Genomic DNA, 20,171 nt, shown 5'->3' on the forward strand with positions numbered 1-20,171 from the left:
CCAATCTGTTATGAATCAAATTAGATGTAATTTGATTCTCAATTCAACTCGTGTTATGGAGTTTTGAGAATCCCTTAGCGTATAAAAACGTTAAAATGTGCGTCCTCCCCTATAAACAATTAATCTTTTTTCAAAACGGTTAAACTTTATTTCAAATCCACACCCAATTAGGACGCAGTAATCAATGTTTCTATGATTTCGCTTGTGCCGTTTGTATAGCGAACAACTTAATATACGCAATTTATGTGGCGACGATATGGCGCTTTGTGACGCTGACAAATAAAAAAAGACGGGGGCGCGAAACCCCCGGGCTAATTCAGTATCAAACCACGATCTTAATCTTCGGTCTAACTTTGATTGCAATCAATCTTTGCGCTATCGTGTCCCGTTAGTGCAATACCTTTGTAATATGTTTCACCACGTTGTTTGTAACAAAGTTAACGACTCTCATTCGAACGATTCAGCGATTTCATGCACGTTACCAAACGGATCAACGAAAGCAGCATATCGCCCTTGAGTAGGTTTATCATGCAAAAATTGAATACCCTTTTCCTTCATTTCCTTATAAGTTTGCTCAACAGATACGACCTCAAACACCAAAACTGTTCTAGCCTCGTTTGAATAATCTCCAATTTCTTTGGTCTTTTCACATTTAAAAGCTATAAGCTGACAGCCGTCAAGGGCAAATACAAGCTTATTTTCTTGCTCTAACAATGTTTGCAAACCCAGCAATTCAGAATAAAACCATCTCGCCTTTGTCATGTCATTGACGAAAATCATTATATGTCCTAGTTTCATAAGGCTATGCTGCCCCTTCACTTTTTTAAGGATACCATTTTTTATGGTTCATGCAGAATCTTTGCTAATGATTATTTGAAGTATTCGCGAATTGATTAACATATCCTGCCCGTATCCATCTTATTTTTTATAAACACATTTACGCCATAGCCACTCTAATGGCCCATATTGAAAGAATCTAGTCCACAAGATGCTACTAATACCTTGAAAGATGCATATTCCTATTCCAATAAACAATACCTAAGTTCGGTTTCAGTCTTCGATTGCTTGGTAGACCGTGGTCCAGAAGTCTTGGATAAGATGCGATGGGTCCGGAGTGGACATCCCAACCTGGGTGAACAGGATTCCAGTAAACTGTTTGTCTGGATCAGCGTAAGCTGCAGTGCCGGTTCCGCCATCCCAGCCGAATTGACCGATAGACGCGTAGTCTCCAAGATAGGTACGCACCGCCATCCCAAAGCCCCAGCCGCCTTGTATCCCTTGTCCAAACGACAAATGGACGTTGTTTTTGGCCAAATCGTCTCGGTATACTTGTTGTTCCGGAGTAAGACGGTTGGTGGTCATCAGCTGGACTGCAGGTCGGGACAGGATCCGTTTGGTTCCGTGCATCCCTTTGTTCAACAGCATCTGCAAATACGCGTGATAATCGTCGACGGTTGCGAGCAGCCCACCACCGCCTGCTTGGAATGCTGGAGGTTTGCTGTAACGTCCGCCTGCACCCTCATCCCACACGATGAACTCACCTGTATGCGGATCGGGGTTGAAGGCAGGTGGAAGCCGGTCAATCTTGAGCTCAGGCACGTAGAAGCCAGTGTCCTTCATTCCCAGTGGATCGAAGATGCGTTCGCGTAGGAACGACTCGAATGTCTGACCCGTTACCCTGGCAACAAGCACGCCGAGCACTTCAATACTGATATGATACTGCCACCGCTCTCCGGGCTGGTAGCTTAGCGGAAGTGCACCTAGGCGACACATAAACTCATCTGGATCGGGCATATCCTGCCCTGGCGTGTCGAATATCCCACTCTCGAAGAACGCGTTCATGATCGGAGAACCCATCAACGTGAGATCCACTCCGAGCCCGAATGTGGAGGTCAACAGGTCTCGTACAGTGATAGGACGCCGTGCTGGGACGGTCTCTTCCAGCGGACCATCGGGCCGTTTCAACACCTGCCGGTCGGCGAGTTCGGGCAGCCATTTGTCTACTGGGTCGTCCAAATGCAGTTTGCACTCGTCGAGCAGAACCATTACCGGTGAGACTGCGATCGGCTTGCTAGTGGACGCCAATCGAAAGATCGTGTCCCGACGCATTGGTGCGCCACCATCATGCCTCATTGTTCCAAGCGCTTCGACGTGCGTCTCGCCGTTTCGGCTGACTAAGGCGACGAGCCCAGGAATCTTTCCAGAATCGACATGCTGCGCCAGTACATTGCGCATTTTGCGCAATCCTGTTTCAGAAAAACCTTTATTGTTTTGTCCCATTTTGTTCTCCTTTAGTTTAGATTGAGATTTCTAATACATATTGGCAATCAATTATTAGTTCTTCAAATAGAAAAATTCCCCTGTTTAATAATTTCGACAAAATGTATTTATGTATATGGGGTCACCATACATCACTATCAACCTAGGATAAATTTATATCCATAATTCACAGAAAACGTTATTCTTTTTGTAGAAATATACAGAAAGAATAACGTTTTTTATGGGTCTTTTGATTCTTGACGAACTTCAACCGATTGCCGAAGAATTACAACGACATATGTCTCCTCGTGTTCTAGAACACCTAGCTAAAGAAAAAGGATTCGTTCAGCGAAAAGAGTAAATATCAAGCAAAGGAGTTAGTTGCTTTATGTGTATGGCTTAGCCAACAGGTTGCAAGTACATCACTCACACAATTATGTAGCCATCTTGAAGTATCTACGGGTGTTCTTATCAGCCCTGAAGGACTTAACAAACGATTTAATGCTTCCGCAGTACAGTTGCTAGAACAAGTTCTAGCTAATCTTCTAACTCAAAGAATTCATTCAACAAAAGAAATAATTCATCAATATACCACGAGCTTTAAACACATTCGGATTCTAGATTCTACAACATTTCAGCTTCCAGATAAGTTTTCTTCACAGTATCCAGGTTCAGGTGGAAGTAGCCATACGACAGGAGTCAAAATTCAATTAGATTTTGTTTTTTATTAATTAATACGGTACGTGAAATTATAATATTAAGCCTAAAAAAGCCCCTTGAAAGGAGCCTCTTATTTTACAAGGTATTGTTCTATTTCTTTTATTAATAATTCTGCACCTTCTGGACTTAATGCTATCTTACCATTTGCTAATGATATGTTACGATTTGACAATTCTCCTGTTAACGCACAAACACCACCAGGCTGATACCTCTGTAAAACAATGTCTTCACCTTCTACAAAGATCTCTAATGGTGATTTTTCTTTAATACCTAGCGTATTTCTAAGTTCCTTTGGAATTACCACACGCCCTAATTCATCTACTTTTCTAGTCACTCCGGTTGCTTTCATCTAGCATCTTTCCCCATTTCATTTATCAATTTGTACCCAAGTTATTCTCTACTATTGTAACAGGCTTTCACCATACACGAGAAACCTTTTTATTTTTCCTAAAAACCCTAAAAACGCATGTAAAGCCTGTATATACCTTTACATGCGTTTTTATAGCTAATAAGACCTATCACATCAACTTATTCATCAAAATGCAAAATAAACAAATTTGAAAAGCCGTTTTTAAATCAAATCTCATTTTTTTAACACGTTCTTACAAAAATAGAAAAAGAGCTGGATTTTCATCACAGTTCATTTATTTATTGGCTCCATATGTGTACATGTGGGATATTGAGAACAGCCAAAAAACTTATTCCCTGTTTTATTAGAATTTCGAACGACTAAATGATTTTTACATGTTGGGCATTTCCGTTCTGCAGGTTTTATCCCCTGATATACATCTTCGGCCGAATACTCCGGATTGATTTTATTAATCAATTTTTGAAGTTCTACACGATCTATTAGTTTTACATGGCATGCCTCCGCTAATTCTTTCGCTTGCCTTGTATACACACTGTTCGTTACAACCCAACCCTCATGTGCTTTGTAATAAGCTTGTGCTGCATATATCTCCTGTACGGCACTAATGCCAACTCTATTTTTCATCCCGTATCGTTTCGCCTGGATTACAATACGATTTTTTCCCTTTAATACAAGATCTGCACCAAAATCATTTGACTGCTTTGTGACCATCGGAGAATAGCCAAGTTCTCGAAAGAGAGCCTTCAGATACACTTCAAATTGATGTCCGTCCATTTTATCTATATAGCGAATACCGGACTTCGCCATTCGCTTCAGTATTCTTCGCTCCTGGATCTTCCAGTACATAAATTTACAGATACGAAAAAGAACATAAAGGATAAAACCACAAATCAAAATCTGTAGTATATTTGGCATTGCTGGTAGATTAGACACTTCTCTCCACCTCTTTGATTGGTTTCATTTTCTTTGGTTGAGCTGTTTCTTTTGGCTGTTGTTCATTCACTTGTTTCTTCCGGACATCGTTCCAATCTTTTTCATTCGTTGGGATATCCTCTTTAAGATCTACAAAGCATTTCATTGTCTGAATGAAGTCTGTCCCAGCTTTATCATTATCCACTGCCATAATGACCTCTTTAATATCGTGCCCTTCTTTTTTCGCATCCATTAAAGATTGAATCACCGTTTTTGACTTCAATCCATGCATAGAAACCAGGCGAGCATTTTGTATTTTATTTTGCTTGATACTCCAATGAGATAACATGTCGATTGGATCTTCATAAAAATAAATCTTAACCGGCTTACCTACATCAACCGTAAAACCTGCATGGATTTTTTCATAATTCGGGACAATTTGCTTAAAGCTTCCTCTTTTATTCTCCATTTTGACAGTACCTTGACGGTTCATTCCTATTACTTGCCCTTTGCCCCCTTCTTCTCTCCATTTGAAAACGACATTATTTTTCTTATCCTGGACGATGAGATCCTTTTTAATTAACCAGTTCACTAAACGAAGATCTATTTTTCGCTCATCAATTAAGTACTGCTTGATCTCTGTTTGTTTCTGCACCTCTAAGTGTTTTGGATAGATAAATGGCTGCTGTTCTTTATTGCGTTCTTCTTCAGCTTTTGAGCGATCAAACTCTTTGTAATCCCCTTTATTTATATCTAATACGGCTTGTGGAAATGTCATTTCATAGTACATCATCGCAAAGCTAATCGCTCCATATCCCTTCTCCCCTCGACTATTCCAGGCGTATTGATTCCCTTTAATAATGAGACTGTCATGCTCTGTATGACGGTAATAGTTTCCTTCTTTCTTAAACGTTTCTCCCTTTGCTTCCAGATATGAAATCAAGTCTATATTTCTTGCTTTCATCGCGTCCTCCGTACTGACATGTGACATTACGGAATTCCCCCTTTACTCTATAAAATGAAATAAAAAAGAGGACTATTCCGTTTCATAGTCCTTTTCTCTTAATCTACAATTTCAGCTTTATGGTTCTGTTTCTTGATCCTCAGCTTTTTCACGATTCTTTGACCAAATAACAACAATACGTTCAAAGAGACAGCCACAAGAAACATACAGCCTGCAAACAGCCATACATTCATGACATAACCTTCCATTCTAGTTCCTTCTGTAAGAACACATATAATGGTTTTTGTTCCGACAGCATTTCACGTACGGCTTGAATTTCTTCGTTAGATAACGAAATGAAAATAAGCTCTTTGGGATCTCTTTTTTCTGCCCAAACGCCCTTGTAATCAATGTCTACGATTTCCACAATGTTTCCCATTCTTTTTCACTCCTTTCGTTCTAAAAACAAGAAAGAGGGCTTTTACATGTACCCTCTTTCATTTCTAGACATAAAAAAATCACTTTCCGTTTTCTCAATTGAGTAACAAAAAATGATTCAATCTGTTTTTCCTGTTATAAAATTTTTCATCGTTCCATTTCCATTGTTCCGTTTTTCCTACCTGATTTTTTTGTAGCCTTTGGCTGCTCTACATTACCAGGATCTGGCTCCTTGTCTTTTTCTTTACTATTCGTTTGTTTTCCGTTTAATGGCTGAAATTTTTTATCTACATCTATTTCCTTTGAAGTTGTAGACTGATTCACCGTTATTCCTTCTTTCCCAAGCTTCTCATCCACCTGGTTTTCTAATTTCACTACGTGTTCCTGGCTTACCAGCTCATTATCAATCGAAACATACTTTGTTGTATAATATCGCTCTTCAGCTTTTACACGAGTGACAATACTATCAATATTATCTGGTGTTTCTTCATATTGTGAACGTCTGTATGCTTCGTATTTCCAGCTTAAATCCTTATCTAATGTAGTTGCCTCTTTTTCTTTTGAAGGTTGAATTTGTTGATCTAAAGAGGCAATAGGTGCATATCCTTCCTTTTTCATTTCTTTATACAATTCCACTTCTTTTTCATTAAACGAATGATCTTTTTGTTCCTCCGCTTTATCAACTAAGAGTCCATATCGTTCGTCTTTTACGATTTCATCCAGACTCATTTTTGCATCTTTTTCATGAATGACAAATGACAAATTTCCTCTGCCATCAAAAATAGAACTTTGAACTTTTTCATATAAATCCGGCTTCAAAATGTTATCCAAATAGACATTTTCTCGTTCTCCGTTTTTCTCCATTAAAGAAACATATAAATCTTCCCGATCTGTTTTATCTTGGTTCCATACTGATAAATAATTAATATCTTTCGTAACCCCATCCATCATGTGTATTCTTGCAAGTTCTTCATCTTGCATACCGTTTGCTAATACTTCAATTGTAACTAAGTGATGGGGTGTCTCTTTCGATTTTTCTAATGTATTTTCCTGTGCTTTTTCCATCGGTATTTCTTTGTTATTTCTATGATTCACTACCTCATCTCGTAACGCTTGTTTCACATCATCCGATAGATACCTTTTCTCGTTTAATACTTGTTCATACGGTGTCTTGTAGTCCCCATCCCCCATATCCAAACGATCCATACTCACAAGCTCCATTCTCCCAAAATCCCTATCTACTTCTTTTGGAATGGCAATATGATAACGAGCTTGATTGTAAGGGATGGTTTCACCTCTTTCTCTAGCTTCTTCCCTTGCTTTTTCAATACTTGAAATGACTTCAGCCATTTTTTCATTGGCTTCTCCAAATGGGATCAGTTGATTGTTCTTAATATTTTCGTTGTCGCTCCATTGAACTAACATAGTTGGACGATTAATTTCATCCTGATTTAGTGCTGCATACTTTTCTTGATTTGCCACGTTAAATGCATCTATATATTCCTTATCACTCAATTTTTCTCCACCTTCTACAGGCTCAAACGCTCGATTTCTATCTGCCTGCTCCCTTAACTCTGTAACGGAAACAAGCTCTTGTGTCGTGTTACTTAAACTCATGTATTCCACCAGTAAAATGTTTTTTTCATCCTGTTTTTCATTTCTATTTGCCATACCTTCCACCTCTTTTTCATTTGTTTTTTCTTTTTCCTTTTCTAATGTGTTTTCAATTGTTTCAATAAATTCAATTGAAGTTTCATGTACTTCTTTCAATAATTTCGTTTTATCTTTCATTTCTTTTCCTTGCGTCCAGCTTGCTAAATACCCTAAGGAATATTCGCTTGTATCAATCCCAAAATAAGAAGATACGGCATAAGCCGTCATTTCTGCTTGAAACTCTTTTTCTGGTGCTGTGTAATTCATATGTGTCTCTGCTGTATGAAGTTTTGCATGTGCCAATTCATGAAGAAGTGTTTTTACATTTTGTAATTCACTGTTTCGTGGATTCAAAGCAACTTCTTTTGTTAAGGTATAACTAACCCCCTTTGCGACCCCAAGTTCTTGCTTCGGCTCAATAATTTTCACACCGTTCTTTTCCGCAACAGCTTCCATTCCTCTATACAAACTCTTGTAATCTTTTACACTTCCTTCTAGCCAGTGATTCGGAAAAATACGAGGTAGATCTTCTGCTTTTGCGTTTGTCTGCGACACATCAAACACATGGCAGACAGCAAAATATAAGCGACCAGGTATCACTTCTACGCTTTTAGATTCGATTTGTTTTTTCTCTTCCTCACTTGCTTGAGTTACTGTTTTCCAAGTGCCTTCTTTGTCTTTAAATTTTGCTATAGTTCTGTTTGGAACAAGGATCTGGATTCCTTTCTCACCCTTCTTAACCGCAAACCCTTTTTCTTTCCAAAAAGAAAAGGAACCAACTGCCTTGGCTCCTTCAAATTGACTCTGTATTAATGAAATATTAGATGGTGAATAGTGATAAAACTTTGCCATAAACGATAAATAATCTTTCAAATCTCCCGGTGTACGAAAATAGCCTTCTATACTTTTTTCCATCTTTTTTGTTAAAGCTTGCACCGCTTCTTTCTTTTCTTCCGGTGATTTCGTTTGATACTTTTTCTTATAACTTTTACTCATGATCTTCTCCTACTCTTTCACTTGCTCTTTGCAATTCCTCCATATCTTCTTCATTCCATCTTTCCGTTGTGTCAAAGAAAAGCTCATGAGTTTTTACATTAACCGGAACTAACATATTTTCTTGATTCATGACATGGATTGCCAGTTCTCTCACTTGTTCTCTTGTAATTTTAATTGTTAATTCTTCATCTTTTACAAGTAACACAATATCATCTTCTCCAATTTCTTTAATGACTCCTAATGCGATATCTTCATGAAATAATAACATCCTAATAACCTCCTATTTTTTATAACAAAGAACAATGTAGCTTATGTTACATTGTTCTTTGTTGCCTCGTGATCTATACGTTTTTGTCTCGCATGACTAATTCGTTCCGCTACGACTTCCTTTGCCATTTTCACGCCACCGACTTCTATTTTATCCGTAGTAATAATACTCTCTAAATCTAAGTCATTGGCAAAGAAGTATCCATTCATTAATTCAATTAAAACTTGTGTATTTCGATCCGCACTATTTGCACCAAGACGAATTTTTGTTAGCTCACTTTTTAACACATCGTGTAGGTTATTCGATACGACTTCCGTTACATAATTTAGTGACCATTCTGTGCTTTTTGCTGCTTCATGCTCCTTGCAAATTCTTCCCATTGCTTCCCCTGTATATCGAATTCCGTGTTCCTCCATATAATCCTTTATATAATCCTCTGTCTCTTGATCCATCATTACCTGTCTTCTAATTGTACTCATTTAATAACCCCTTTCATTTTGATATGCACTCTCTTTTTGCATACGCTCATAATACTTTTGGTTCTTCCAACTTTCATATTCACTTTTAAAAGCACGTTCTACTTTTTTCATGGAATACTGAATAGATACATTCTGTTGAAATTTTTGAAACGGCTTTGATTTTTTTATGTGATGGATTCTCTTTTGTTCTTTATCGTATGCCTTCATTTCTTGTAAAAAGGCGTTCCCCATTCTTTTATGCAAGTCATTAATTTTATTCGTTTTGTAATTTTCATATTGCTTCTTATCATACTTGCCTTCCCCATATGCTTCTTTAAAAACTTGCACTTCTTTATCTAACTTTTGGAGAAACTGATCGTAATCTTTTTTATGATGATGTTGAATATATCTCCTGCTTAATTCATCAATTTCCGGCTTTAATGGCTGAATGGTATTGTAGCTATACTGCCACTGTCTTTTATCACTTGGTAACTGTTTATAGATTTGTAAAAACAATGGTTTCAAATGTTGATTGCGCCAATCAAAAACGGAATCTTCTTTTTTACTTCCCACCATATTATTTCGAATCAGATCATTAATTTGTTTTTGTTCCTGCTTACGATCTAACAAATTGTTTACGACTTTTCCCCTCATCGCATCCAATGTTTTGGGTTTTCTTTTGCCACGTTCTCTCGTTGGAAATAGTTCAACAGTTGCCACATGAATATGAATGTTATCCGTATTAAAATGAATGGCTGCCGACCAGGTAGAACTTTTTTCTAACCCCTCCCTTTTCTGCATTTCCTTCATCGCAAGCCGTGTCACATCCATTAACTTTTTTTCATCCAATGTTTTATTTTTCTCATCATATATGCCTTGTTCCTCTAGCCAAGGATTATGAAAAGAAATGACATCCTGCCACATAATACTTCCATTTTCGTGAGCGGTTTTAAACATTTCCTTTAAGGATTTTTTCTCACTTTCTGTTAAACGATTTGCGTGTTCCGTAAACAGTGCCGATGTCTTTTCTGGATTCCCCATATAGTCTTGATACGTTTCAAACATTTTCGGATTCAGCTTCACTTCACTTTTTGCTTCTTCCCGATCTACATACTCAATATAGTTCTGAAATGCATCGGAACCTGGTAACACAAATTTTGTTTTTAAAACAACACCAGGTGTGGTGGAAGAATGAACAGGAACGGCATTACTCATTTTCATCATCCTGCATCATGAGTTGTATAAACTCATTCATTTTTTTCATTTCGCTATAACAATCATTCATCATATGGATGTTCTTTTGGATGATATTTTCTAATTCCATTTCTCTTTTATTTTGTTGCTGAAAAAATGCCAGCATTTCAATTTGGTCTTTCAAAAATTTCTGCCTGGATAATCCTTTCCTCTTTGCAATTTCATCTATTTTCTTTACGGCAATTGGATCTACTTCTCTAATTCTAATTTCCACTTTTCCCTCTCCTTTCTGCAATTCAGGGTAGAGATCAAAAAATAGTGAGAAGAGCATAAGGGGTTTTTGCCCCCACCGAGGGTGTGGGGCTAGGCGGAGCCTAGCAAAACGATGGGGGCAAGAAAATCCTCCAGGTGAGTACTCACTGATGACCCAAATCAAACACATGAGTACTTAGTGAGCACACAAAAACCACCAAATGAGCACTCAATGAGTACTCAAATTTCACTGGTGAGTATTCACTGACGACATGACTTTTTCAATTTTTATTAATTTCTTGTGCCTTTTGCTCTAATTTTTTGATCTTATCTCGTGCGATTTTTTGTTCTCCTTTAAACAATTCAATGTTCTTTTCTGATGATTTTATTTTGGATTCTAAAGATGATATTTTCGATTGGGTTTCCGTTTTTTCCGCTTCGGTTTGGTACTTCATTTCATCTTTTAGTTCTTTTACTTTCTCAAAAACTGTCTTCCCATTTTCTTCTTCAAGCTTGATTGCTTTCCCATAATTTTCGATCTTTGTTTCAATATCTTTTTTGTCTCTTTCTATAAAATCTAACTCATATGTTTTTTTATTTTCAGCTAACAATTCATCATTTGCTTTTGTTTTTCTTTGATCGGTAAAAATCGTCTGAACAAGTTTATTGGGACTCTTTGTACTTGCATTTTCTTCTTCGTACTCGTTAACATCTTGTGTAAACTTCCGAATATCCATTTGTTCTTTTTTACTGTTTTTATTGTAAATATCTAAAGCTAAAGCTCCCCAATTTGGAGATAATTCTTTGACTTCTATCACGTAATTCCCATTCTCTTCATACAACACTTTGACAGGTAATTGAACACCTGGCTTTCCTTTTTCTTGTGCCTTAAACGTAAAGCCAGTTTCCTCATATCCTTCTATCCGAAATCGAATTTCTATGAAATTTTTATGTGGATTATACTCCCTTTGTTCTACAATCAATTTTCCCATCCCCGACAACTTGATTACTTTATTTGTTTCCAGGTAACTCTACTATAGAAATTACATTTAATAGATACTGAATATTCATTTATTTACCAATGGATTAACTTTGAAATTTACTAAGCTTAAATCTTCAATAGCTTGCTGTAGTAAGTATGAAAGATCAAAAATTAATTCTAATGTTTTTATTTATTTTAATTTCTAAAACAAGATTTATTAAATATAGTATTCTATATTTTTTGTCATTTCTTTAGAAAGCTTGGCATATTTTCAATATACAAAGGGAATCTTGTAAACTTCAAATGGTTTCCATAATTTTTATAATTTAATATTGGATGGTTCTGATACAAAATTAAATTATAAAAACATAGAGTAGCAATTTTTTCTACATGTTTAGCTTATGAAGCTAAAACAAACACTTTATTCATAAAGTGTTTTTGATCTTAGACAGACTTGTTCGACAAAATAAGTTTTCTTTTTACTCTAATATAGGTTTTATCGACTCCTCATGAGTTGTTTGTTCATTTAAGATGATATTGCATTGTCTCTTCTAATTAAGGCCTATATGGATAAACTCAGCGTATAATTGTTGTCTGAGCAATTAATACATCTCTTCCCTTTAGTTCATACTGATAATGCTTCTATTTGAACTAATTTTCCTTTTCATACTGATTACACATCTTTTATAAAATAATACTATCAGTAACTTCAAGTATTTAAATTTATTTTTACTTAGTGAAAGACTATTACCTTTTAGATAATCAAGAGATGCGCATTTTTCGGATAGTACGTTAAAACCTAATATAATATATATCTTTTATATAAAAAGAATATAAAGATAAAACTATTATACTTATGAAAAATGGCTTACAAACTCAGTAATAACAGTGTCTGCAAAGTTATAGAACCATAAAAAATCGAAAAAAACACTTATTGGAAATGTATTTATTGCTTTTTACGCCGCTCTAAATATACAAAATATCATAAAGTTGAATTACTTAACCTACATATAATCAGCATCATTTTGATGCGTAAAAGTGTATATAAGATTAATGGCAGTCTAGCTTAAATTAATAACATGATTTCCACATACGCTATAAAATAACCCACATTTTATTAACATTTAGAAGTAAGTTATAGACATAATTCAGTAAATCAACATTATTAACAAAAAACATTCTGATTTTAAGTAGCTTTATATATAAAACGTTTATAAATAAAGCTTTGAGCTATTTTATTGTACACATTTGGACAATATTATTAAGATATCCACTGAATTTATATATATATTTACGATTTTTAGTAGATTAAATCGTAATAAGAGAGCGAATGTTCAGAAAAATGTAAAGTGAAATTGTGAATTACTGATTATATTTTAGGAATTTTGTATGGAAGTGTATAAAAAAAGAGAGGTATTCTAACTCAAATTTAAGAATCTCTCTCTTTTATGTTTGGATAGTACGAATATAATTTCTAATTTCAGCACGAATAGCCCTCCGTCTTTGATTTTTCAAAAAAGGAGAGCATGTAATTTTACATTGCAGGAAGCAGCTGATCTACCGTGCATGGTGTTTCACTATTTTTACGGTAATAAGCTTCTAAGGAATGAAGAAAATCGATTAAATTAAAGTCTTTAGGAACTTCAATTACGCGGATTTTTTCCTTAGGCAATCTATCTATTTTTTCAATGAACAGTTCGCGAATATCACTTGGAATATGATGTTCTTTATGGCCATGAGATTTTAATAATTCACGAATTTTAATTTCTAATGCAATATATGAGTTAACATTTACTCCTTGCTCAAAAGCATACTTCCTAAATAGTGTTTCTTCTTGATACTGCATATAATTACGATGGTATGCTTCTTCAGTCACAGGAACCGCATATGTAGAATGAAGAAGGTCATGCGCTTTACAGAATAACTTCTTAACATTTTGCAATGAATATATAGCAAAGTGAGTACCAAATTTAAATAACGCATCTTCTTGCTTTTCTTTCGGTACATTATGTGTAATCAGAGAATAAATACCTGTTTTAGCAGCCGTATCTAATACGCGATATTGTGAAGACTGCTTTAATAATTTGCTTAGTGTATAAACAAGATTTTTAGGGAAACCCTCTTGTCTATCAATCATTTCGCGTAATCCACGAATCACTTGGCGGATTTGACGATGACAGGAATGTTTTAAGACATTTACAAATTGGTTTATATCTTTTGTAAATTCTGCAATATTCATTTCAACTAACGATTCTTCAATGAACTTAGCTTTACGTTTATATGTAAGTCTTGGTGTAAATGGATCGCGATACTCTTCCCCTACTTCCTTATTACACAAGAAATCAGGGTGTACAGATAAATACAGTGTTGTATACTGCTTTTTATTCTTTTTCCCTTTTTCTAATTTGCAAATTTTAAACAAAGAAGATCCAGTAGCAGTAGATTTAGTTGTTAATTCAGCCATTACAGAACGTATCTGATGTGGGTATTTCTTATGTAAGAAGCGATACATACCGCCAAAATGAGTCTGTTGTCCTTGTTCATCAAATTTGTATAGTGAACGTTTCAAAGTAGTTTCTCGTTTTTGCTGCATTGCGATATCAATAAATAGCTTTTTAGCAGCAATGGATAAATCGAAGAACTCTTTTGTAAATACAATTGGGCTGATAAACGTGTAAGGATTCGCTTTATTCGTTTCCTTGTTCATAAAATCAGTTAATGTAATTTTATATTTACCACTGTACTCATTCTCAATTTCAATGATGTTGTGTAAGCTAAGCTTTTTCAACGCAACATAGAATTGTGAATGATGAATATGTGAAAATGCTTCTTTATAGTTTTTGTAGTCCTCCCAAAGCATGTGAATGGAAACATGAGAAAGTTCACCATAGGTATTACATTTTTTATGTAGAAATAGAAATACTTCTAGATCTGCATTAGTAATACCATATAGCTTATGCTTTCTACCATTTGCTTTAGTGAAGAGATTTTTCATTTGAAGTGAAAAAGATGGTTTGGCTTTTTCAACAAACCCTTCTTCATCTGCAATTCGTTCCTCGTAAGACATTGAATTTACGATATCTTCTAGATATGTATCTTTAAAGCTATAGTATTTGCCTTCTAAAGCTTCCACTAATTTTTGCCATGCTTTAATTGTTACTAATACTGGAGTTGTTGTTTCACCATTTAAACTACGTTTGTTCTTTATAACGAAAGGTTTAGCCATCTTTTTCACCTCCTCTTATTATGAGTTTCAGTTTTTACCTAAATAGGATATAAAAATTCAATTTTGATTATATCAAATCGAATCTTGGTGAAATGTGTCTCTTTAAGAGGAAAATCAAAAATGTGAAACGCAGCCTCATCCTTAGAGGCACAAGGGATTCAACGTTTCACAAAAAAAATCTTTTGGCCACCATAAAGCTATAAGGTATTTTGAATATGAAACGTATCTGAAATTAATGAAACAGCACCTAAACCTTGATATAATAGGTTTTTTAGTGCTTTGGGTTAAAAGTTGTTGCCACCATATAGCTATAACGTTTCAAGTTTTGAAATGACTAAATAATGTGTAGAATTCATTCATAAATGTTGTGGTATAGCCTTTTCATGTTAATTTACGTCAAAGGATTATTGCCATCATATAGCTATATACGTTTCATGTTTTTTTTAGATTGTTGCCATCATAAAGCTATGCCGTTTCATGTTTGAAATCAATGTTTCATTGCGCTTGAAATGTACCTAAACCCTTGTTACATATGGATTCATAGGTTTTTTTTAAAAAAAGTTGTTGCCATCATATAGCTATAGCATTTCATTGGGATTTTTTAGTTTTTTTAAGGAATGGCTTTATATCAATGTTTAGCACTAATTTAAATAAAAAATATTTTTTTTATATGAACAGATTTTAGTGCGTTAATGTTTCATATTTAAAGGGTTGTTGCCACCATATAGCTATAACGTTTCAAGTTTTCAATAGTACCTGCCACAATGTAGCTATGATGTTTCATAAAAGTAAAGGTATTCGTGTCGCTATATGGAATACCGTTAATTCTTGTTAAATGAAATTCAACAATCCATTAGCATTTCTTGTTCAGAACATACTTGCCACAATGTAGCTATAGGGTTTCATAAAAGTAGAGGTATTCGTATCGAAGTATGAAATACCGTTAATTCTTGTTAAATGAAACCCGACAGTCCATTGGCATTTCTTGTTGAGAATATACTTGCCACCATAAAGCTAAACCGTTTCAAGTTTTTAATAGAACTTGCCACAATGTAGCTATGGGATTTCAAAAAAGTAGAGGTATTCGTATCGAAGTATGAAATACCGTTAATTCTTGTTAAATGAAACCCGACAATCCATTGGCATTTCTTGTTGAGAATATACTTGCCACCATAAAGCTAAACCGTTTCAAGTTTTTAATAGAACTTGCCACAATGTAGCTATGGGATTTCAAAAAAGTAGAGGTATTCGTATCGAAGTATGAAATACCGTTAATTCTTGTTAAATGAAACCCGACAATCCATTGGCATTTCTTGTTGAGAATATACTTGCCACCATAAAGCTAAACCGTTTCAAGTTTTTAATAGAACTTGCCACAATGTAGCTATGGGATTTCAAAAAAGTAGAGGTATTCGTATCGAAGTATGAAATACCGTTAATTCTTGTTAGATAAAACCCGACAATCCATTTGCATTTTTTGTTGAGAATATACTTGCCACCATAAAGCTAAACCGTTTCAAGTTTTTAATAGAACTTGCCACAATGCAGCTATGGTGTTTCATAAAAGTAGAGGTATTTGCATCATTGTATAGAGTGACTTTCAGAATTTTTTAGATGAAACCGACATTTCATCGATGTTTCTTGATCAGAAAGTAATTGTTATCATATCGCTATAATGTTTTATTTCATTTGTAAGAAAAGGGACAATTACGTTTCACTTTAAAAGTATGATTTACACTATTTAATGCCAAATGGGTTTCCCGCATGGAGATTGTGGTGTAAAGTAGTAATTTTACAAATAAGTACAGTCTTATATAATACAAGTACAAGAATGTTTACTTGATAGGACAAATACTGTTCGATAAATCATTTCTCGATATAGATTATTCTGATAACGTTTCAACTTATATGCTATGTTGCCACCATATAGCTATAACGTCTCAAGTTCTATAATTTATATTTCTAATTGGTGGGAATTTAGTAAGGAGGTTTTTAATATGGAGAAAGTATTAGTGTTGTTTAGCGATGCCCTTTTACTTGCTGCTCCAATGTATGAAAAGAACACGCAGCTATGGGAAAAGTGGAATAGATATTATGAGGAAGTACAAGGAAATCATGACAAAGTAGTAACTTCAGCTAATATATCCCCTTCATTTTCAGCACTTGTCTCTTGGTTAGGTCAGAAACAAGAACAAGGGATTTCATTATTGCACATATATGCAAATCTAGATAAATATAAAATTGAGATTCGAAATGTACTCGATAAAATAATAGAGCAAGAATTTGGAGGTACATCTGAAGAAGTTGAAACGGCTATAATATCTAATACAACAGATGAAAAGTTAAAAGAGCATTCAATTGATCTACAAGAGGATTACTATCCTGTAAGTAATGATGCGGTATATTATCAACTACGAGATGGTATAGCCAAGAATCACTTTGAAGAAGATGAAGTAGGAGCAGTACCTGTTTTACCATTAGAAACTAAAAATACAAGCGGAGTTGCTCAGCTATCATCACACAAGGATGAAGATTTAAGGCTAGTAAACACCAATGAAGCAGAAAGATGGTCAATACTAGTCGATGGTGTTATTAGTAACATGGATGATCTTACCGCAGACTGTTTAGATACAATTACAATACAGTGGTTGAATCAAGCGAAATCTCCAGATGATTTTATTGATTTCAGCTATGAAAATGTACTAGATATGTGTAATATTCCAAAAGCATCAGCAAATGGTATAGAGTATTATCGTGCAGAAGATAAAATTAAAATTGCACAACGTATAGCTGCTTTGGCGAGTATCTTTATTTATTTAAATGACGATAATGAAGTCGTGGTTTTAAATGATCGTGCAGAAACTGGTGAGCAATTTGAAATGAAACGTGAAATAATTAAAAGACTTTTCGTTTTAGATTCTGTAGTTCTTTGGAGAGATAAAAATACCAATGATTACGTAGGTATTGAATCTTGTAGAATAAAGCCAGGTAGCTTTTTGTCGATGTATTTATACGGATCTAGTAGCACAACAGCGTTATTATCTAAAAAAGCATTGGAGTATAATAGTTATCGACACAAATTCCATAAGCGACTAATTCGCTATTTATCTTGGCAATGGAGAATTCGACAACAGTACAGTAATTTAAAAAGACCATATTCAATTGATGGAGAAAAAGGACTATTGTCTGTTATGGGGATTAATATAGCTAAGGGACGCCCCCACCGTATTCGTGAGCAATTAGAAAATGTATTAATAGATTTAGAAAAAGAAAAAGTTATTTCACATTGGGAGTACGCTGAGGAAATTGATGAATCAAGAATTGGAGAACGGAACTGGTTTAAGAATTATTACTCAAAATTAGGAATCATCATTTTACCACCAAAAGAGTTAATGGATAATATCGGGAGTTTGGCAAAGAAAAAGGTAATTGATACTCCGGATAAGCAAGAAAATAATGTGATTATAAATACGATAGCTCATAGTACAGTAAGTACTGAGGAGCTAATTAGAGAGAAAATTATGCACCAACATATGCATCAAAATAGAACAATGCGCGAAATAGCAGATGAGTTAGGCTTATCCCCTGCTACACTATCGAGATTCTGTAATAAGAAAATGAAACGGATTTCAAACAGTGTTAATGATAAGTTAACAAAATGGTATGAAAGACAAATGATAATCGAGTCTATGTAAGCAAAAAAGGAGGAAACCACTTTGAAAATGGTTTCCTCTTTTTTAATGAATCCTATTGACGGAAAATTCAAACACGTTATATAATTTTTTGGTATTACCAATATCTTTAACATGTATTACCATAAAATAAAGGGGACGATGGCTTGAAAGAAAAGGAACGCTCCTCAGATAAAATTGAGAATGAATTAATTAGATCCATATTGGCTGGTGTTTATTCTGTAGGAAGTACTTTACCGCCGGAAAGAGAGCTTGCGAAAGAATTTGGTGTTGGTCGCCCAACTATTCGGGAGGCGCTTCAACGTTTAGGAAGGAGTGGATGGATAACAGGAAGAAAAGGAATGCCAGCGATTATTAATGATTATTGGAGCAATGGGAATCTAACGACACTTATTAATATTGTTGAGAATCATCATACCATTACAGATGAATTTATTATGTATTTATTAGAATTTAGAAGTTCGTTGACTCCGACTTATATTCGTGATGCTGTTACGTTTAATCAACCTAAAGTGGTTGCTCTCCTTGCCAATCTTGAGCAACTTGAAGATAGTGCAGAAAGCTATGCAGCATTTGATTGGTATTTGCAAAAAAGGTGTGCTGGGCTTGCTGCCAATCCGATCTTTCTACTCATTTTAAATAGCTTCGATTCCATTTATGTAGATATGGCGAAAAGATATTTTTCTGTAAAAGATCATCGTGGGTTGTCCTTCAACTATTATCACGACTTATTAAAAGCTGCATTAAAGGGAGATGCAATTGAAGCGGAAAGATTGTGTAAGACAACATTGGAGAAAAGCTTGGCTCTCTGGAAAGATAGAAAAAAATAAAGAAAGCTGGAGGCGTGATAAATGAAACTAAAATATTTTAAAGAGTATTTTTCCTATCCTGATATTTTGATCATGAGCTGTCTTTTCCTCATTAGCTTTGGATTTATGATTTTACATTTAACCTCTATCGGAATTTTGGGTGCTTTTATTTTGGGAATGATTATGTATTCCTTAGCTGAGTACGCTACTCACAGGTTTATTTTTCATCTAAAGCCACCAAAGAATGCATTTTTATTAAAAATGCTTAAGCGCTTACATTATGACCACCATACAAATCCGAATGAATTACATTTATTATTTTTACCCTTATGGTATAGTGTGCCAAACATTGCAATTTCAGGAGCAATTTTTTATTTTCTTTCATCCAGCTTGGTCATGACAAACGCATTTATTGCAGGTATTATGCTCTTTTTATTATTTTATGAGTGGAAGCATTATATCGCGCATCGCCCCCTTCAACCAATATCACCATGGGGGCGATGGATGAAAAAGGTTCATTTATGGCATCACTTCAAAAATGAAAATTACTGGTATGGTGTCACGAACCCAGCCTATGATTTTCTCATGGGCACCTTTAAAGACCAAAAGGATGTTGCACAAAGTAAAACTGCTAAAAATCTAGAAAAACGTGGTGACCAGAAAATAGAATTATAAAAAATAATCCATTGTCATTATCCTGGAAATGTCGAATGAATTTTGTAGCTTCGACATTTCTCAGGGAGTGACAGGCATTTTTTCCTATTGAGTAGTAAGTATGGTAATAGATTGCATAAGGCTCGTTTGAAAGTTTTTCTTACCGAAAAATGCATCCGCTTTGTTCTCTATTTCTCTTAGCATTGCTTCATTTTTCACGAAGTGTTTGGCCGATCCTATCTACAATCTGTATCGTGTTTGCCCCAGTGATTTCTTTAGCGACTCGTTCCAGGAGAATCTTTGTATCAAAAGAAAATTTCCGCGTAAAGCTATGGCACCTGACAA

The 20,171-nt window shown here is 35.0% G+C and carries 17 protein-coding genes and 1 pseudogene; 4 read left to right on the forward strand and 14 right to left on the reverse strand.

Features of this window, described 5'->3' with window-relative positions; all coding sequences use genetic code 11:
• Positions 1-447 precede the first annotated feature (447 nt).
• The 3 genes from MHI07_RS26460 to MHI07_RS26470 all read right to left on the reverse strand — a co-directional run bounded on the left by MHI07_RS26460 (position 448) and on the right by MHI07_RS26470 (position 2,280).
• A complete protein-coding gene (locus tag MHI07_RS26460; RefSeq protein ID WP_016119744.1) occupies positions 448-798 on the reverse strand; it encodes a VOC family protein in 351 nt (116 codons plus the stop codon).
• A 120-nt stretch (positions 799-918) separates the two neighbouring features.
• Positions 919-1,035 (reverse strand): DUF418 domain-containing protein, encoded by a 117-nt coding sequence (locus tag MHI07_RS26465; protein WP_340826977.1) that lies wholly within the window; start codon positions 1,033-1,035, stop codon positions 919-921.
• 15 nt (positions 1,036-1,050) lie between these two features.
• Positions 1,051-2,280, reverse strand: a complete 1,230-nt coding sequence (locus tag MHI07_RS26470) for a serine hydrolase domain-containing protein (RefSeq protein WP_215582953.1) — start codon at positions 2,278-2,280, stop codon at positions 1,051-1,053.
• Between the two features lie 220 nt (positions 2,281-2,500).
• Here MHI07_RS26470 and MHI07_RS26475 point away from each other — a divergent pair.
• Positions 2,501-2,978 (forward strand): annotated as a pseudogene (locus MHI07_RS26475) (IS4 family transposase); the annotation flags it as partial.
• Between the two features lie 71 nt (positions 2,979-3,049).
• Here MHI07_RS26475 and MHI07_RS26480 read toward each other — a convergent pair.
• From MHI07_RS26480 to MHI07_RS26530, 11 genes are all read right to left on the reverse strand, one after another.
• Positions 3,050-3,328, reverse strand: coding sequence for an AbrB/MazE/SpoVT family DNA-binding domain-containing protein (locus MHI07_RS26480; protein WP_215582954.1), 279 nt, complete (start codon positions 3,326-3,328; stop codon positions 3,050-3,052).
• 291 nt (positions 3,329-3,619) lie between these two features.
• The gene (locus tag MHI07_RS26485; protein ID WP_215582956.1) at positions 3,620-4,282 is read right to left on the reverse strand and encodes a restriction endonuclease; all 663 of its coding nucleotides are present in this window, start codon (positions 4,280-4,282) and stop codon (positions 3,620-3,622) included.
• Positions 4,275-5,252 carry a DUF3991 domain-containing protein gene (locus MHI07_RS26490; RefSeq protein WP_215582957.1) on the reverse strand — a complete coding sequence of 326 codons (978 nt, stop codon included), beginning with the start codon at positions 5,250-5,252 and terminating at the stop codon, positions 4,275-4,277. Before MHI07_RS26490 ends, MHI07_RS26485 begins: the two co-directional genes overlap by 8 nt.
• A gap of 202 nt (positions 5,253-5,454) precedes the next feature.
• On the reverse strand, positions 5,455-5,643 hold the full coding sequence (locus MHI07_RS26495) for a hypothetical protein (protein WP_215582958.1): 189 nt from the start codon (positions 5,641-5,643) through the stop codon (positions 5,455-5,457).
• Positions 5,644-5,789: 146 nt separating this feature from the next.
• Positions 5,790-8,291 carry an LPD25 domain-containing protein gene (locus tag MHI07_RS26500; RefSeq protein ID WP_340826978.1) on the reverse strand — a complete coding sequence of 834 codons (2,502 nt, stop codon included), beginning with the start codon at positions 8,289-8,291 and terminating at the stop codon, positions 5,790-5,792.
• Complete coding sequence (locus tag MHI07_RS26505; RefSeq protein ID WP_215582961.1) at positions 8,284-8,559, reverse strand: hypothetical protein; 276 nt, start codon at positions 8,557-8,559, stop codon at positions 8,284-8,286. The genes MHI07_RS26500 and MHI07_RS26505 overlap by 8 nt, the downstream gene beginning before the upstream one ends.
• 41 nt (positions 8,560-8,600) lie before the next feature.
• Positions 8,601-9,038, reverse strand: a complete 438-nt coding sequence (locus MHI07_RS26510) for a hypothetical protein (RefSeq protein WP_215582963.1) — start codon at positions 9,036-9,038, stop codon at positions 8,601-8,603.
• Positions 9,039-10,232, reverse strand: coding sequence for a MobP2 family relaxase (gene mobP2 / locus MHI07_RS26515; protein ID WP_215582967.1), 1,194 nt, complete (start codon positions 10,230-10,232; stop codon positions 9,039-9,041). It abuts the gene before it with no gap.
• Positions 10,225-10,485, reverse strand: coding sequence for a hypothetical protein (locus MHI07_RS26520; RefSeq protein ID WP_016102512.1), 261 nt, complete (start codon positions 10,483-10,485; stop codon positions 10,225-10,227). The genes mobP2 and MHI07_RS26520 overlap by 8 nt, the downstream gene beginning before the upstream one ends.
• A gap of 259 nt (positions 10,486-10,744) precedes the next feature.
• Positions 10,745-11,455, reverse strand: coding sequence for a hypothetical protein (locus tag MHI07_RS26525; protein WP_340826979.1), 711 nt, complete (start codon positions 11,453-11,455; stop codon positions 10,745-10,747).
• 1,524 nt (positions 11,456-12,979) lie between these two features.
• The gene (locus tag MHI07_RS26530; protein ID WP_215582971.1) at positions 12,980-14,671 is read right to left on the reverse strand and encodes a hypothetical protein; all 1,692 of its coding nucleotides are present in this window, start codon (positions 14,669-14,671) and stop codon (positions 12,980-12,982) included.
• A 1,997-nt stretch (positions 14,672-16,668) separates the two neighbouring features.
• On the opposite strand from MHI07_RS26530, the gene MHI07_RS26535 reads away from it, so the two are divergent.
• From MHI07_RS26535 to MHI07_RS26545, 3 genes are all read left to right on the forward strand, one after another.
• Positions 16,669-18,366, forward strand: a complete 1,698-nt coding sequence (locus tag MHI07_RS26535; protein WP_070142970.1) for an AraC family transcriptional regulator — start codon at positions 16,669-16,671, stop codon at positions 18,364-18,366.
• 143 nt (positions 18,367-18,509) lie between these two features.
• On the forward strand, positions 18,510-19,193 hold the full coding sequence (locus MHI07_RS26540) for a GntR family transcriptional regulator (protein WP_215582972.1): 684 nt from the start codon (positions 18,510-18,512) through the stop codon (positions 19,191-19,193).
• Between the two features lie 21 nt (positions 19,194-19,214).
• Complete coding sequence (locus MHI07_RS26545) at positions 19,215-19,847, forward strand: sterol desaturase family protein (protein WP_340826981.1); 633 nt, start codon at positions 19,215-19,217, stop codon at positions 19,845-19,847.
• Positions 19,848-20,171: the final 324 nt, after the last annotated feature.

Source organism: Bacillus sp. FSL H8-0545 (assembly GCF_038006105.1).
Classification (GTDB): Bacteria; Bacillota; Bacilli; order Bacillales; family Bacillaceae_G; genus Bacillus_A; species Bacillus_A cereus_U.